This is a genomic window from Asticcacaulis sp., from assembly GCF_035497195.1.
Classification (GTDB): domain Bacteria; phylum Pseudomonadota; class Alphaproteobacteria; order Caulobacterales; family Caulobacteraceae; genus Asticcacaulis.
The window spans coordinates 154822-170119 of sequence record NZ_DATJDZ010000022.1; the positions used below are offsets into that span (position 1 = coordinate 154822).

The 15298-nt window shown below is 61.0% G+C and carries 20 protein-coding genes; 15 read left to right on the forward strand and 5 right to left on the reverse strand.

All coding sequences use genetic code 11. From position 1 onward, the window contains the following. Positions 1–540 precede the first annotated feature (540 nt). The 11 genes from trbB to VL130_RS14195 are packed head-to-tail and all read left to right on the forward strand — an operon-like array spanning position 541 to position 9945. Entirely contained in the window at positions 541–1506 is a 966-nt protein-coding gene (trbB, locus tag VL130_RS14145) for a P-type conjugative transfer ATPase TrbB (RefSeq protein WP_325363611.1), read from the forward strand. Positions 1507–1518: 12 nt separating this feature from the next. Beyond that, entirely contained in the window at positions 1519–1842 is a 324-nt protein-coding gene (locus VL130_RS14150) for a TrbC/VirB2 family protein (RefSeq protein ID WP_325363613.1), read from the forward strand. Then, on the forward strand, positions 1842–2126 hold the full coding sequence (locus VL130_RS14155) for a VirB3 family type IV secretion system protein (RefSeq protein WP_325363615.1): 285 nt from the start codon (positions 1842–1844) through the stop codon (positions 2124–2126). The genes VL130_RS14150 and VL130_RS14155 overlap by 1 nt, the downstream gene beginning before the upstream one ends. Positions 2127–2135: 9 nt before the next feature. After that, positions 2136–4568 carry a conjugal transfer protein TrbE gene (gene trbE, locus VL130_RS14160; protein ID WP_325363617.1) on the forward strand — a complete coding sequence of 811 codons (2433 nt, stop codon included), beginning with the start codon at positions 2136–2138 and terminating at the stop codon, positions 4566–4568. After that, the gene (trbJ, locus tag VL130_RS14165) at positions 4555–5307 is read left to right on the forward strand and encodes a P-type conjugative transfer protein TrbJ (RefSeq protein WP_325363619.1); all 753 of its coding nucleotides are present in this window, start codon (positions 4555–4557) and stop codon (positions 5305–5307) included. The genes trbE and trbJ overlap by 14 nt, the downstream gene beginning before the upstream one ends. A 2-nt stretch (positions 5308–5309) precedes the next feature. Then, positions 5310–6659 carry a P-type conjugative transfer protein TrbL gene (gene trbL, locus VL130_RS14170; protein ID WP_325363621.1) on the forward strand — a complete coding sequence of 450 codons (1350 nt, stop codon included), beginning with the start codon at positions 5310–5312 and terminating at the stop codon, positions 6657–6659. Positions 6660–6661: 2 nt separating this feature from the next. Beyond that, entirely contained in the window at positions 6662–7345 is a 684-nt protein-coding gene (gene trbF / locus VL130_RS14175; RefSeq protein ID WP_325363623.1) for a conjugal transfer protein TrbF, read from the forward strand. 47 nt (positions 7346–7392) lie between these two features. Next, the gene (gene trbG / locus VL130_RS14180) at positions 7393–8223 is read left to right on the forward strand and encodes a P-type conjugative transfer protein TrbG (protein WP_325363625.1); all 831 of its coding nucleotides are present in this window, start codon (positions 7393–7395) and stop codon (positions 8221–8223) included. After that, positions 8220–9425: a TrbI/VirB10 family protein gene (locus VL130_RS14185; RefSeq protein WP_325363627.1), complete on the forward strand. Its 1206-nt coding sequence runs from the start codon at positions 8220–8222 to the stop codon at positions 9423–9425. The genes trbG and VL130_RS14185 overlap by 4 nt, the downstream gene beginning before the upstream one ends. Before the next feature lie 2 nt (positions 9426–9427). Next, positions 9428–9652, forward strand: coding sequence for a DUF2274 domain-containing protein (locus VL130_RS14190; protein ID WP_325363629.1), 225 nt, complete (start codon positions 9428–9430; stop codon positions 9650–9652). An 11-nt stretch (positions 9653–9663) separates the two neighbouring features. Beyond that, positions 9664–9945: a pyocin activator PrtN family protein gene (locus VL130_RS14195; protein WP_325363631.1), complete on the forward strand. Its 282-nt coding sequence runs from the start codon at positions 9664–9666 to the stop codon at positions 9943–9945. On the opposite strand, the gene VL130_RS14200 is transcribed toward VL130_RS14195, so the two are convergent. Continuing rightward, entirely contained in the window at positions 9917–10114 is a 198-nt protein-coding gene (locus tag VL130_RS14200; RefSeq protein WP_325363634.1) for an SOS response-associated peptidase family protein, read from the reverse strand. The genes VL130_RS14195 and VL130_RS14200 overlap by 29 nt on opposite strands. A 36-nt stretch (positions 10115–10150) precedes the next feature. Here VL130_RS14200 and VL130_RS14205 point away from each other — a divergent pair, with 36 nt between their 5' ends. The 3 genes from VL130_RS14205 to VL130_RS14215 all read left to right on the forward strand — a co-directional run bounded on the left by VL130_RS14205 (position 10151) and on the right by VL130_RS14215 (position 11835). After that, positions 10151–10453: a hypothetical protein gene (locus tag VL130_RS14205; protein WP_325363636.1), complete on the forward strand. Its 303-nt coding sequence runs from the start codon at positions 10151–10153 to the stop codon at positions 10451–10453. A 124-nt stretch (positions 10454–10577) separates the two neighbouring features. Further along, on the forward strand, positions 10578–11018 hold the full coding sequence (locus VL130_RS14210) for a response regulator (protein WP_325363638.1): 441 nt from the start codon (positions 10578–10580) through the stop codon (positions 11016–11018). A 79-nt stretch (positions 11019–11097) separates the two neighbouring features. Further along, the gene (locus tag VL130_RS14215) at positions 11098–11835 is read left to right on the forward strand and encodes an SOS response-associated peptidase (protein WP_325363641.1); all 738 of its coding nucleotides are present in this window, start codon (positions 11098–11100) and stop codon (positions 11833–11835) included. Here the strand turns inward: VL130_RS14215 and VL130_RS14220 are convergent. The 3 genes from VL130_RS14220 to VL130_RS14230 form a co-directional block, all read right to left on the reverse strand. Further along, a complete protein-coding gene (locus VL130_RS14220; RefSeq protein ID WP_325363643.1) occupies positions 11832–12365 on the reverse strand; it encodes an SOS response-associated peptidase in 534 nt (177 codons plus the stop codon). The two genes, VL130_RS14215 and VL130_RS14220, sit on opposite strands and share 4 nt — an antisense overlap. Before the next feature lie 218 nt (positions 12366–12583). After that, complete coding sequence (locus VL130_RS14225; RefSeq protein ID WP_325363645.1) at positions 12584–12844, reverse strand: hypothetical protein; 261 nt, start codon at positions 12842–12844, stop codon at positions 12584–12586. Between the two features lie 142 nt (positions 12845–12986). Then, positions 12987–13640 (reverse strand): class I SAM-dependent methyltransferase, encoded by a 654-nt coding sequence (locus VL130_RS14230; protein WP_325363647.1) that lies wholly within the window; start codon positions 13638–13640, stop codon positions 12987–12989. Positions 13641–13855: 215 nt separating this feature from the next. Here VL130_RS14230 and VL130_RS14235 point away from each other — a divergent pair, with 215 nt between their 5' ends. Next, the gene (locus tag VL130_RS14235; protein WP_325363649.1) at positions 13856–14254 is read left to right on the forward strand and encodes a hypothetical protein; all 399 of its coding nucleotides are present in this window, start codon (positions 13856–13858) and stop codon (positions 14252–14254) included. Positions 14255–14614: 360 nt separating this feature from the next. On the opposite strand, the gene VL130_RS19565 is transcribed toward VL130_RS14235, so the two are convergent. Further along, positions 14615–15289, reverse strand: coding sequence for a nucleotidyl transferase AbiEii/AbiGii toxin family protein (locus VL130_RS19565; protein WP_325363651.1), 675 nt, complete (start codon positions 15287–15289; stop codon positions 14615–14617). Between the last annotated feature and the right edge of the window lie 9 nt (positions 15290–15298).

Below are 15298 nucleotides of genomic sequence, written 5' to 3' on the forward strand. Positions count from 1 at the left end.
GGGGTTGCGGACGCCCTGGGGGGCAGAGCGTCCGCTGTGCCGCCGTATTCGAGGGGGGCAAGAATGACGGCGACACGCCAGATATAGGTCGTTCCCCACGGAATGCACCCGCAAATCCCGCCGGAACGGGGTTATACTTTTGCCTGGGCCGGTTTCGATTGGTCCACTTCGTCAGAGCGTTTCCCGATAAGGAAATGGGGGGGGGGCGCCGTCCGGCCAAGCCGCCGGACCGCGCTCTGCTCCGCCCGCCAGGGCAGGCTCCGTCGAGCCGCCAGGCGGCGTCTCGCCCTGACGGCGACGATCACTGGCGCGCTACTGATCGAGATCATAGATTCGGCCGCCTTGCTGAGCGACCATTCCTGATCCTGTAGTTGGTCACCCTAAGCCTCTACGTCCTGGTTCTGAACGCCAGGCGGCGCTACGACCAGCTTTCTATTCCTGCGACACAGTACGCTGGCACAAATCCGTTGTTGTCATACGCAAAATCCCGGCTTTCTTAATCAACCTCACAAGTTGTCGCAATGACTTCTGGGGTTGTCAATGTCCGTGTCTCACCTGTCTACCGAAACGCCCGGCCGCTTTTCGCGAATGCTGCATAGCGCGTTCGGACCGCACATCGGCGCCATGCTCGCCGACGACAGCGTCGTCGAACTGATGCTCAATCCCGATGGCCGACTGTGGGTGGACCGGTTGACGTCCGGACTGGCGGATACCGGTCACACGCTTTCGCCGGCAGACGCGGAACGCATCATTCGCCTCGTCGCCCACCACATCGGCGCGGAAGCCCATAGCTTGTCACCACGTCTCTCGGCCGAGCTGCCGGAAGGCGGGGAACGGTTCGAAGGCCTGCTACCGCCGCTCGTGACCAACCCCGCTTTCTCTATCCGGAAGCCGGCTTCCATTGTCTTCACGCTCGACGATTACGTTGCCTCCGGCATCATGGACGATTGCCAGGCCAGCGCATTGAAACATGCCGTCGCGGACCGGCTGAATATCATAGTCGCCGGCCCGACTTCATCCGGCAAAACGACCCTTGCTAACGCCCTCCTGGCGGAAGTGGCCAAATCGGGCGACCGCGTTGTCCTGATCGAGGATATCCGCGAACTTCAATGCGCGGCCCCCAACCTGATTGCGCTGCGCACCAAGGACGGCGTCGCCTCCCTATCCGACCTTGTACGCTCGGCCCTTCGCCTTCGCCCCGACCGCATTCCCATCGGCGAGGTTCGCGGTGCCGAAGCGCTCGACCTGCTCAAAGCCTGGGGCACGGGCCATCCCGGCGGTATCGGCACACTGCATGCCGGGACAGCACTCGGAGCCCTGCTGCGCCTCGAACAACTCATTCAGGAAGCCGTGGTGACCGTGCCGCGCGCCCTGATCGCTGACACAATCGACCTCGTCGTCGTCCTCCAGGGACGCGGCGCGCAACGCCGGATCTCAGAGCTGGTCCGCCTGGGCCCGCTTCCCGAGACCGGCATCTACCAGTTCCAACCCTACACACACACCTGAAAGGACCATCCCATGTTCAAGTTGTCTCGCCTCCGCCCCCCCCTGGTCACCCTGTCAGTCATGGCCCTCGGGCTTTACACTTCATCGGCTTTCGCCGCCGGCTCCGGCATGCCGTGGGAAGCGCCGCTGGAAAAGGTTCTGACGTCGATCGAAGGACCGGTGGCCAAGATCGTTGCCGTCATCGTCATCATTGTCACAGGCCTGACCCTGGCCTTCGGCGACAGCTCGGGCGGCTTCAAGCGCCTGATCCAGATCGTCTTCGGCCTGTCGATCGCCTTCGCCGCGTCGTCCTTCTTCCTGACCTTCTTTAGTTTCGGCGGCGGAGCCCTGGTCTGATGGCGTTCGACCCCAATCCCAACGGCGAACGGCCTGCCGATTTTGCTGCACCCGTTCACCGGGCACTCACCGATCCGATCCTGATGGCAGGCGCGCCACGCGCCATCGCCATCATCAACGGAACGCTGGCGGCGGCACTGGGTCTTGGCCTGCGTCTCTGGTTGGCCGGTCTCGTGTTCGCGGTCCTCGGCCACGCCCTGGCCGTCTGGGCAGCGCGCTACGATCCGGATTTCGTTGAGGTCGCCCGACGCCACCTTCGCTTTCCCACCCATCTCGACACCTGAAAGCCTCCCATGTTCCATCTCGCCGAATATCGCCAGCGCGCCAGCCATCTTGCCGACTACCTGCCATGGGCCGCCCTGATCGCGCCCGGTATCGTCTTGAACAAGGATGGGTCATTTCAGCGGACGTTGACGTTTCGCGGTCCGGACCTCGACAGCTCTGTTCCGGCAGAGTTGTCTGCCATATGCCAGCACCTCTCGCTTGCGTTCAAACGTCTGGGCGAACGCTGGGCACTGTTCATTGAGGCGCGACGGATTTCGGCGCAGTCTTACACCTGTTCCAGCTACCCCGACGCCGCCTCGGCTATGGTCGAAGCGGAACGCAAGGCGGCCTTTGAGGCCGATGGTACGCACTTCGAATCCGTCTACTTTCTGACCTTCACCTACATGCCGCCCGAGGACACCACCGCCGCAACCGAGAGCTGGCTATTCGAAGGGGCGCCCTCAGGTGCGCGTCAGTTGTGGGATCTGGTCAACACCTTCCGCGAGCAGTCCGCACGCGTGTCGGACCAGTTTCAAGCCTTCATGCCGGAATGCCGCTGGCTCAGTGATGAGGAAACCCTCACCTATCTCCACTCGACCGTGTCAACACGCCGTCAGCCGGTTGCCGTGCCCGAAATCCCAATGCACCTGGACGTCCTGCTCGCCGATGAACCGCTCACCTGCGGTCTCGCGCCGATGCTCGGCACATCAAATCTGCGCTTGCTGTCCATCACCGGTTTTCCGGTGAGCACCGTGCCCGGCATTCTCGACGACCTCAATCGTCTGGGCTTCGCCTACCGCTGGTCTACGCGCGCCATCCTCATGGACAAGACCCGCGCGCAGTCTGAGCTCACCCGGATTCGCCGCCAGTGGTTCGCCAAACGCAAAAGCCTTGGCGCCATTCTGAAGGAGGTCATGACCAATGAACAGGCAGTACTGGTCGACAACGATGCGTCCAACAAGGCGGCCGACGCCGATGCGGCTTTGCAGGAACTTGGCGCCGACTATGCCGGCTATGCCTGGGTCACGACAACCGTAACCGTCTGGGACGAAGACCCCGTGATCGCCGACGAAAAACGGCGGTTATGTGAGAAAGTTGTCCAGGCCCGGGCCTTCACCTGTATTCCCGAGACCCTCAATGCCGTCGATGCCTGGCTGGGCTCCCTTCCCGGTCACCTGTATGCCAATGTACGCCGTCCCCCGATCTCAACCCTGAATCTCGCGCACATGATGCCTGCATCCGCGGTATGGGCCGGCCCTGAGAGCAACACACACTTGGCCGGCCCGCCGCTTTTGCTGGCAAAAACCGAGGGCACGACACCATTTCGCCTCTCCCTGCATGTCGGCGATGTCGGCCATAGCCTGGTCGTCGGACCGACCGGGGCCGGCAAGTCCGTACTGCTCGCGCTCCTGGCGCTTCAATTCCGCCGTTACCCCGACGCCCGCATCATCGCCTTCGACTACGGACGCTCCTTGCGCGCCGCCTGTCTGGCCATGGGCGGCGACTGGCAGGACCTTGGCGACAGCCAGGACGCGCCCGTCAGACTCCAACCTCTACGTGGTATTGATGATCCGGCGGCGCGCAGCTGGGCCGCCGACTGGCTTGCCGCCATTTTGGTTCATGAAGGCGTCGCGCTCACACCGGCCGTTCGCGAACATGTCTGGTCCGCGCTCAATGCGCTGGCCACGGCACCCGAAGCCCAACGCACGCTCACCGGTCTGTCGGTGATGCTCCAGTCCCAGCCCCTCAAGCAGGCACTTCAACCCTATTGTAGCGGCGGCGCCCACGGCGGGCTCCTCGACGCAGAGACCGACGCCTTGGCCTTCCATAGGGTCAGCGTCTTCGAAACCCAGGGGCTCGTGGGTACGCCGGCGGCGTCCGCCGTCTTCGCCTATCTCTTCCGCCGTATCGAGGGCCAACTCGACGGGTCACCGACGCTGATTATTATCGACGAAGGCTGGCTGGCACTGGATAACGCGGGGTTTACCCTACAGCTCAAACGCTGGCTCAAGACCCTGCGCAAGGCGAACGCCAGCGTGATCTTCGCGACCCAAAGCCTGGCCGACATCGGCAGCAGTCCCATTGCCACGGCCCTGATCGAAAGCTGCCCGTCACGCCTGTTCCTGCCAAACGCCAATGCGTTGGAACCGCAGATCGCAGACATCTACCGGCAATTCGGCCTGAATAGCCGCCAGATTCAGCTTATCGCCCGCGCCATGCCGAAACGCGATTATTACCTGCAATCTTCCGTCGGCAGCCGCCTTTTCGAACTGGGATTGGGCGACGTGGCGCTGGCCCTGTGCGCGACCTCGTCGCCGCAGGACCAGTCAGCCATCACCCGACTGTGGCAGGCGGGCGCCCCGGATCGCTTCTTCGCCGACTGGCTCCGCTTCAAGGGACTGACCTGGGCGGCCGACCTCGTTTCAATCTCAGACAATGGAGCACACCATGACCCTGCCTGACCGACGTTCCGCCCTTCGGGGTTTACTGGCCCTTGCCGCGACAACGTTACCGATGGTCATCCCCGCGGCCCACGCGCAAATGACGGTATTCGACCCCGCCAATTACGCACAAAACATCCTGACTGCCGCCCACACACTTCAGCAGATCAACAACCAGATCATCTCCCTGCAGCATGAGGCGCAATCCCTGATTAATCAGGCACGCAACCTGACCACCCTGCCCCTATCGGTCCTGACGCAACTGCAACAGTCGGTGAACCAGACAAAGGCTCTGATCGCTCAGGCCCAGAATATCGCTTATGACGTCCGTCAGATTGATCAGGCTTTCCAGTCGTTGTATGGCCCAGCGTCGATCTCGTCCACAGACAGCGCACTCATCGCCGGTGCCCAAACGCGATGGAAAAATACGGTGGGCGGCCTGCAGGATGCGATGCGGACCCAGGCCACCGTTCTTGGCAATTCGGCGAACTACCAAACCCAACTCGGGGCCCTCGTTACCGCCAGCCAGAGCGCGGATGGCGCCCTCGCCGCCACCCAGGCCGGGAACCAGCTCCTCGCTTTGCAGGCCCAGCAAATAAGCGATCTGACGGCGCTTCTGGCGTCCCAGGCCCGCGCGCAGGATCTCAAATCGGCCGAAGACGCTGCCGCGACCGCGCAGGCCGCCGAACTACGCCGGCGCTTCCTGACACGGCCGAACGGTTATCAGTCCGGCAATGCCCAGATGTTCTACGGGCACTGACCATGGGCAATACAGGCGTGATCGACCACTTCCTTGAAGTGTTTACCCAATATATCGATTCCGGCTTCGGTCTCGTGCATGGCGATGTCGCCTTTGTGGCGACCACTCTGATCGTCATCGACGTGACGCTTGCCGCGCTCTTCTGGACGTTCGACGGTGGCGGCGACAGCGAGATCATCGCACGGCTGGTCAAGAAGACGCTGTTTGTCGGCGCCTTTGCCTATCTCATCGGTAACTGGAACAGCCTAGCCGCCATTGTGTTCAACAGCTTTGCGGGACTTGGCCTCAAGGCATCGGGCTCGGGTTTCACGGTCACGGACTTGATGCGGCCGGGCAAACTGGCCCAGACCGGTCTCGATGCCGGCGCGCCGCTCCTTCAGGCGGCGTCCGATCAGATGGGCGTCGACGTCATGCACAATCTGCTGCAGATCGCCTGCCTGGGCCTCGCCTGGGTGCTCGTCGTTCTCGCCTTTTTCATTCTGGCGATCCAGATGTTCGTTGTTCTGATCGAATTCAAACTGACGACCCTGGCCGGTTTTGTTCTGATCCCCTTCGGTCTGTTCGGCAAGTCCGCTTTCATGGCGGAAAAGGTCCTCGGCAATGTCGTGTCGTCCGGCATCAAGGTGCTGGTCCTGGCCGTCATTACCGGCATCGGTTCAACCCTCTTCGCCTCGTTCGTGCAGGACTTTGGCGGCAGCGCCCCCACCATTGAGGATGCGATGTCGGTTGTCCTGGCATCCCTGACCTTGCTTGGCCTCGGCATCTTCGGCCCAGCCGTGGCGAATGGCCTCGTCTCAGGCGGTCCACAACTCGGTGCGGGCTCGGCCGTGGGCGCCGGTCTCGCCGCCGGCGGGGCCTTAGCCGCAGGCGCTTTGGGTATGGGCATGGCCGCGCGCGGGGCATCCGCACTCGCCACCGGCGCTGTGGGCGCCGCCAGAACAGGGGCCGCAATGGCCGGAGGCGCCTCGACCGCCTATTCGCTGGGCAGGATGGGCAAGTCCGGTGCGTCGGCCGTCGCCGGCGGTCTCGCCAATGTCGCTAAAGCCGCCACCGCACCCATGAGTCAGGCGGCTCAGGCGACGGCCGACGCTTTTCGGGACAGCTTCAAGAGCGGTGGCCGCGCCGCGTTCGCCGCCACCGGCGGCCAATCGGCCAAAGGGACCGTATCGTCCGGCGCGCCGGCCGGTTCCTCGACCGCCGCACCCCCGTCTGCCTCGGCTGCCCCGCAGTGGGCATCCGATCTCCGGCAAAACCAATCCGTTCACAATGCCATCGGCACCGCCGTGCACGCCATCCGTTCCGGTGACGCCTCCGGCAGCGGCCATTCCCTCGATCTCAAAGAAGGCAGCTGACCATGTTCAAACGCACCACCGCCACCTATGGCGACACCCCGAAACCTGAAACGCCCTATCAGCGGGCGGCACAAGCCTGGGACGACCGCATCGGTTCGGCGCGGCTTCAGGCGAAGAACTGGCGGCTCATGGCCTTTGGCTGCCTGCTCCTCGACTTCGGACTGGTGGGCGCCCTGACATGGCAGTCTACGCGTGGCACGATCGTGCCTTGGGTCGTTCAGGTCGACAAGCTGGGTCAAACTCAGGCCGTGGCCCCGGCAACGGCCGGTTTCCGCCCGAACGATGCGCAAATCGCTTTCCAGCTCGCCGAGTTCATTGCCGAGGTGCGCTCGATTCCGAATGATCCGGTCGTCGTGAGATCGAACTGGCTGAAGGCCTACGACTTCACCACCGATAGAGGCGGTCAGGCCTTGAGCGGCTATGCCCAGGCAAACGACCCGTTCGCCAAGGTCGGCACGACCCAGGTAGCCGTCGAAGTCGTTAGTGTTATCCGCGCGTCTGCCGACTCGTTTCGCCTGACCTGGATAGAGCGCAGCTATGCCAACGGCCAGCTTGTCTCGACCGCCCGGTGGTCGGCGATCATAGGGATCATCGTCGATCCGCCCCATGATCCGGAGCGCCTGCGCAAGAACCCGCTCGGCATCTACGTCAACAGCCTCAACTGGTCCCAGGAGTTCAACCCATGACCGCCTCTCGCTTAACTTTATCTCTTTGCCTTATGGCGGCCCTCGCCATGGCGATTCCCGCCGCCGAAGCCCGTCCACGGCCCGACCACGCCCCGCGAAACGCGGCAAAAGCGCCCTCGGCCAGTGCAGAGGTGGAGCGCGCCAACGCATCAGCGCGCGTCCAGCCGGCGCCCTCGGCCTTTGCCAATGCCGAGCAGGTCTACGCCTATGCGCCTGGTTCCTTGTTTCAGGTCTATACAAGCGTCGGGAAAGTCACCGACATTGCGCTCCAGCCGGGTGAACGCCTGGTCGGGACCGGTCCGGTGGCCGCTGGCGACACGGCCCGGTGGATTATCGGATCGACCGAAAGTGGCAGCGGCGACGCGCGCCAGACCCATATTCTGGTCAAGCCAACCCTGCCCGGCCTGTCGACCAACCTGGTCATCAACTCCGATCGGCGCACCTATCATATCGAACTCCAGGCCTTGCCCGCGACCTACATGGCCTCGGCGTCGTGGCGCTACCCGCAGGATGAGCTTATCGCCATTACGCAACAGGCTGAAAAAGCCAAGGCTCAAACACCGATCGCCAGGGATATCGATCCGACCCACCTGAGCTTTCGATACCGCCTCGAAGGCGATAGCGTGCCCTGGCGGCCGCTGCGCACCTTCGACGATGGCCAAAGCGTATATATCGAAATGCCACCGGCCACCGCCGGTACCGAACTGCCGCCGCTGTTCCTGATCGGTGACGATAAGAAGGCCGAACTGGTCAATTATCGCGTCCAGTCCAATTTTTTGATCGTTGACCGCCTCTTCATCCGCGCGGAACTGCGCCTGGGCGGCAAAGGGCGTCAGAAGGTCGTTCGCATCGTACATATCGATGGGGGCCGCTCATGACCGGAGACAGCACAGAGCCTGAAAAGGCCGTCACCGAAATGCGTCTGCGTCCAAAGCCCAAGCCTGTCCTCCGTTTGTCGCGCAAGGTGCTCATCGGCGCAGGCGCGATGTGCGGCATTGGACTGGCAGGCGCGCTCGCCTTCTCGATCGCGCCTCGAAAGCCGCCGTTGGTTCAACCGAGCGCATCCGACACCCAGGCGCCGCGTAACCGACCCTCGACCGAAGCGCTGGACGCCTTGCCGAAAGACTACACCGGCGTCCCGAAACTGGGTCCGCCATTACCGGGAGACCTCGGTCGTCCGATGCTGGCCGCGCAGACCGGGTCGACGGACATGACCTATGCCGCTATGCCGCCGCCAACCTACACTCCAGCGGCCGGAACCCCCACCGGGCAACCAGATGAAGCCGCGCAAGCACGCACCGCCGCCCGTGGCAGCCAGTTATTTTTCGCCCAAGCCGCCAGCAGCGCGCCGGTGCCCGAAGCGGTTTCGACCAGCGTCGATCCCCTGGCGGGTCTGGCCGCATGGTCGGCGCCGCCGCCCAATGGAGCGCCCTCGGAGCCAGATCGCAAGCGCGCCTTTCTCGACAGGGAAGTGGACCGGCAGCCCGTGAGCGAAGCGCGGCTGATCAAGCCTGTGTCCCCATATCTGTTACAGAGCGGGAGTGTCGTGCCGGCCGCACTCATTACCGGCATTCGCTCGGACTTGCCCGGCCAGGTTCTCGCCCAAATTACACAGGATATCCGCGACTCCCTGACCGGCCGGTATCTGCTCATCCCCAAAGGGTCCCGGCTGATCGGGCAGTATGACAATGCCATCGCTTTTGGACAGTCACGGCTGTTGCTGACATGGTCGCGCCTCATCCTGCCAAATGGCAAATCCCTGCTGCTGGGCCGGGCCTCCGCTGCAGATACGCGCGGCTATGCGGGGCTGGAAGACCGGACCGATTACCATTGGGGCGGCATCGTCAAGGCGGCGGCGGTCTCCACTCTATTGAGCATCGGCGCGCAGTCCGGCGATACCGATGCGGACAGCGCGCTTGTCCGCGCGATGCGAGATGGCGCCAGCGACAGCATAAACCGTGCAGGCCAGCGCGTTGTCGAGCGGCAGCTCAATGTTCAGCCGACCCTGACCATACGGCCCGGGCTGCCGGTGCGGGTCATCCTGTCGCGTGACCTCGTCCTCGAACCTTATGGAGATTGATAATGGCCAAGTTGAAACTGGGCGCCCTGCTCGACGACAAACCCGTCAAGGTGACGGCCGATTTGCCCGCCGACACCCATCGCACCCTCGTCGCCTATGCCCAGGCGCTGGAAAAAGAAACGGGGCGCCCCATTGGGGACCCGGCCCGGCTCATCCCCGCCATGCTGGAACGGTTCATGGCGTCGGATCGTGCCTTCACCAAATCCGCCCGTCGTACCGATGCATAAGGACAGACGCCATGAAAACGACGTTCCTTCTACTGGCGCAATATGATGGCAAGGCCGTGATACCAATCGATCAGGTGTGCCGGGACTATTTCTTTCATCTGACCTTGCCGAAACTGCTGGCGAAAATTTCCACCGGCGACATCGCGATTCCCCTGGTCCGAATAGAAAATAGTCAGAAATGCGCGAAGGGCATCCATGTGCAGGATCTCGCCGTTTATCTGGACGCACGAACGGAAGCCGCACGCCGGGAAATGACGGCGCTGATCAGTCCGGTTCGAGCCAGACCGCATTGAACAATATGCGCGCTTCCTTCGAGGCCGGTACAGTTTCAAAGGCATCGTCAGCCCAAGGTGTTACCAGGTCAATGGCGTCCGACCCGTCGAGCCAGGCCTGCCAGTCTTCCGGGTTAAGAACCACGGGTTCACGATCATGAAAGGCGAGTGTTGAGTTGTAGTTTTCCACGATGTGTCGGATAATGCTGCCGGGCAGGAGTACGTGATGGCGCGTTTTATTATCCCGACAATGGAAGCGGTCGTGGCCGGCGACATTTCAAGTGCCGATGCCTGCTATACCTTGGCGGCCCATCTCGCGACCATTGAGCTACCGGCAGGAAAACCTGTTCCTCACGACGAAGACGTTCAGGCGTATGTGACGGCCGTCGTTCTCGCCGCGGCGGAGGGTCGTCTGCCCGTTTTGCAGGCCGCACGTCGACTGATCGGCTTCAAAGAAATGCTCGCGTCTGGCGTCCCCTTGCATGACATCCTGGAGTCCGAGCCCGAGAACTATGGCGAAAATCGATAGTTCAGGCCGAGCGAAGACTATGTCCCGCAAAAGTCACAATGACGTGCGTTTTTGACCGACATCTGAAATCCAATTGACGCACTTCAGCGCTAAACTGGTCGCAAGGTCAGATAAAGGTGCCGCAATGCAATCTCCGGAAACGAACAAGAGCCGGGAGGTCACACGGGCAGGCACTTTGCGCGTCCTCATAGTCGACGACGACGCATCCTGTGCCAATGGGCTGGCAGAGGCCATCGAGGAAGCGGGGGCAGCTACGAAGGTCTGTTTGCATGCCGCGGGCGCGCTTACGGCAATGCGTGTATTCCGGCCCGACCTGATTTTGCTCGACCTAGAAATGCCGGACTTAAGCGGCTTCGATATCGCCAGCACAATTCGTACGATGATGTGGATGAATTCCACCAAGCTGATTGCGATCTCGGGACATAACGACGAAGCGGCCCGCCGCAGTAGCGCAAAGGCGGGGTTCGACCTGCACCTGTCGAAACCAATCAAGCTCTCGCTGCTTGAGGACATTCTGGACCTCTCGCGCGCCATGACAAATGGAACGCGCCCGGTCGTCGCTTGACCTTACGCGGCCACCGCTTTTCGGCTTGCCCGGCATGGCCGTAAGGGGCATCCTTGTCCTTGGCAGCAAAGGATAGTCGATGTGCAATCTCTACTCAATGACAAGCAATAAGGAAGCGCTCCGCGAATTCACCCGGTTCATGCGTGTCGCGACAAACGCGGATAACCTCGGCGCCTATCCCGACACCTTCGCGAATGATTTTGGACCCGTCGTCCGAAATACGCCGGAAGGCCGGGAACTTGCCGTCGCACGTTGGGGAATGCCCTCTTCCGCCGAAGCCATCGGCAACAAGAACTACGATGGCGGGACGACCAATGTTCGGCGCACACATCTGCCGCATTGGCAGCCCTGGCTTGACGTCGCCAACCGTTGCGTCGTGCCGGCCACTTCATTCTGTGAACCCGACCAGGTGGGCAAGACCTACCAGAACATCTGGTTCGCTCTGGACGAAAGTCGCCCACTGTTTTTCTTCGCCGGCATCTGGACGCCACAATGGACGAGTGTGCGCAAGGTTTTGGAAGGCGAGACAACGTCTGACCTCTATGCCTTCCTGACGACGAAGGCCAATGCGGAAGTCGAACAATTCCATGACAAGGCCATGCCGGTGATCCTGAGAACGCCCGAGGAAGTCGAACACTGGCTAACCCTGCCCTGGCCAGAGGCCAAGGCGATGCAAAAGCCCCTGCCTGACCGTACCCTGCAGATCGTGTCGCAAGGGATGAAATGGGATCCGCCCGAGGCCGAACCGCGCCATAAAAAGGCGGAGCCCAAGGCACCCGCGCCTAAAATCGAAACGAAGCAACTTAACCTGTTCTAGGATGCCGTCTTGCAGACGAAGGCATTATCCGGCCACGGCGCCTGAAGGTCGAGATCATCCGCGCCGTCCAGCCATGTGGCAAAGGCTTCCGGTTCGATCACGACCGGTTCGCGGTCGTGTATTTTCGACATCAATGACCCCGGCTCTCGGGTCAGCATGGCGGCGGATATAAGCAAACCGTCTGGCGTCTGAATGGCATTATAAATACCGGCAATGCCCAGGGGCCTTCCGTCCGCGCGCGTGATGACGACCTTGGATGCACGTTTACCGTCGCCGAACCGCTCATTGCCGGCCGCAACCTTTTGCTGAAAGCTCTTGACCGGGAATAGGCACCGCCATTTCTTTCGCCAGCACTCGGCGAAATACGGCTTCTCGTGAACGCTTTCCAGTCGTGCATGTGTGATCGCGCCATCGAACAATTCCGGTGCCGCTGCGTACAGCGTCGGGATCAGGCCCCAGCGCACGGTCTTCTGCACATGCAGCCCCTCGCTGTTGCGCGCATACACCTCGACGGTTTTACCAGTCAGCATCTCACTCTCTATTTACAGGCTCAGGCCACCTCGGGGCACCTCAATGCGAACCCGGTTTCAGGCGATTGAGGACATCCATCCGAGGCTCCTAAGCACGAATAGCCGAGCGTTCTATCTTTGTTCCACTCTGTTAAAGAGTCAAGGCTGGTGTCTTCAACTATTCTACGGTTGCGAAGACTATCGCCCCATTGGTTGGAGAACCCGTTTCGTCGTGACTATCAGCCTGCTGACTCAACGTCCTCGGCAAATTCATCGGCGGCAGCCTGGTAGCCGGCGGCGAAGGCTTCGGCGACCGAGGTGATATCCCGGGCCCGGACATAGACCAGGAATCCCAAACCGGCCGAAGACAGGGCAATGACGCCCTGCTCGTTTTCGTACACGAACCCCAGCCGCATACATTCGGCAATCCCACCAAGGGATTTAGCCAATCGGTCGATCTGCGGAAGATGCTCGAATTCGAAGGCGTTGCTGTCGGTCATGTTCGGTATATCTTCTGTGAGATCAATTCCAGGAATATAGGGTTTGTTTGCATCTGTAACAGTTGGACGAACCAAAACGCTTTGAAACGAGCATACGGCCAAACGCCTTCTATGCAAATATACGCATGGGTCGAACCCTCTATTAAAACCGGTTCGCGATTAGCGTGATCCAGACACCCTCTCGGCCGTTGAAGGTCGATCGCCATTCCACGGCGAGGCCGTGTCGTGACAGGCAGTCGACCATAGCGACCTCTTCCCACCGCACAACCTGATAGGTACCTTCCGGCGCCACCGATACCCGCTCGCCCTCCCCCTCCTGAAAGGACATCAGCAATGTCCCGCAGGGTCGGAGTGCTTTTGCAAGCCGGCCAATCACACCATCGACCAGGTCACGCCCGACATGTTGGATGACATAGAGCGCGACGATGCCATCCCACGGACCTCCCAGGTCGCCTGTGATCAGATCCAGACTATCGACTGCCCGGCCCCGTTCGCGCTGGAAAGTTATAAAGCCTTCCGACAGGTCGGTTCGCCGAATCTGCAGCCCTTTTCCCTCAAGCCAATCAGCATCCCAGCCGGCCCCCGAGGCAACCTCCAGCACCCGGCCGCCGGTCCGGACCGAGGCGACAAATCGGTCCAGCGCCTCGACATGATCCGGCGTCGGCGCATGGTCAGTTTCCGCCGCATAGCCTGCGGCGCTCGCGTCATAGCCCGCGACGGTCGCCCGGTTTCGGGCCAGTTCTTCAGATGCGCGCGACGCTTTCTGGCCGCCGATCTGGCTCGTCTCCGTGTCCATACCGTGCTCCTTTTGCGTTCATGCCCCCCTTTACCACGCTCGGTTCAATTGAGCACTTCACATGGAATTGCGCTCGCAGACGATCGGAGCTTCGGCCTCAGGGCGAAATCGAATTGGCGCTATGTGAGAATTCAGTGGGCAATGTCACAATTCTCTCGATTGGACCTTATCCCGCACATCGAGTCGGCGTAGCTCGGTTCCTCTGGGGAGTTCGAATGCCGGTTAACAAACACACAGTTGAGCAATTTGTCGAAGCGCTGGCTGCCTTTCGAAGCGCGCTAGATGATTACGACGTCCCTGAAGGCAAATCAGGTATCGCCTGTGTAAAGGGTACGCTCACCTCTCAATTGAACGTGCTTAGACTGGTGGTTGACGGTCTGGATAGCCGGGACGTTACAGCGAAGGACGAAGCCGAGTTGACACGGACGGTGTCCATCCTGACCTGGCTGAGTACCGACGACTATGTCACACGCGACTTCAAAGGCGTCGAACTCACCTTGATGCAGACGGCGTTTGCCAACGATCACGTCCATATAGGTATCGTCGGCCAGACGAGCTTCGACCTTGCCATGGGTATGCTATCGCGCGCCCTGAAGGAAACGGTTCTCGCTTAGCGTAAGCCCTGGAGGGCGCCTCGATTACGGGGTACGTCGACGGCAAACAAGTGGTTGCCGGTACAAGTCAGTTGTATGGGACAGGGATGGCGGGCCTCTTGGCAGGCCAAGCGCCCGGCCGCACGAGTACGCCCTTCTTTGACAGCATTCTGATCAATTCGGTAAGAGGGAAAAAGCCCCGGAAGACCATAGCGCAGGCAGGGTATCAGCCTATTTATAGTTAAAGTGTCTGATAATGGAACTGCCTCTGCGGAAAGACCTGGCTGGACAAATAGCTCGTAATGCCATTGTTCAAGTTCTTGACAGGTAAGCAGTGTCTTTTCAACGACTGTCACTGCCGCAAGGGAACCTGGACAACGGCTATCCGGTAGCGTTGAGACGATCCTCAAGTTCAGCGATGGCTTCTAATATTGCATCAAAATCCGGCACCTTCCCAAAGATCATGCCTGACATGGCTGAATAGTCGCGTCTAAGGGCGTCGACCATTCCGTCGTGTGGGCTGAGACGGAAAGTGCCGGGCTTGGCCGTCGCAAGGTCGTAATCCGGGCGATTGAAAAAAAGCGCAGCGTGCGCAATGCAGTTCTCACCAAGCTCAGAATTCGCAGAGGCTTCGGCGCCAACGTCTGCGATGAGAAGTCGATAGAGGTCGTAATAATGCCGGGAAACCCGCTGTCCATCGCCTTTGAGCTCTTTTCGTCGATCGAACCATGATCTGAGGCCATGGAGGATGATCACCTTGTCCCAGAAAGTCCGTTGCGGATCGACGGTGGTAACGTTGGGTACGCGTAAATCACCATCGGGAAAATCGTCGTTTACGTACGGTTCGATTGTCGCGACGGCATTGGGATCCAGCGCGGACTTGGCGCCAGATTCAATTTTCACATAAGGGCGCAGATAGTCGCCGTTCGGCGTTGCCATTGGATAGAAGACCAGGAGGGTTTGCTCATCGTCAGGATCAGGCACGACCCGGAATTCATCTGTCGGAATGTTGCAGCGCTCGGCAGCAGCGCCAACGATTGCGGTTAGCTGGGGCAACAGCTCTCC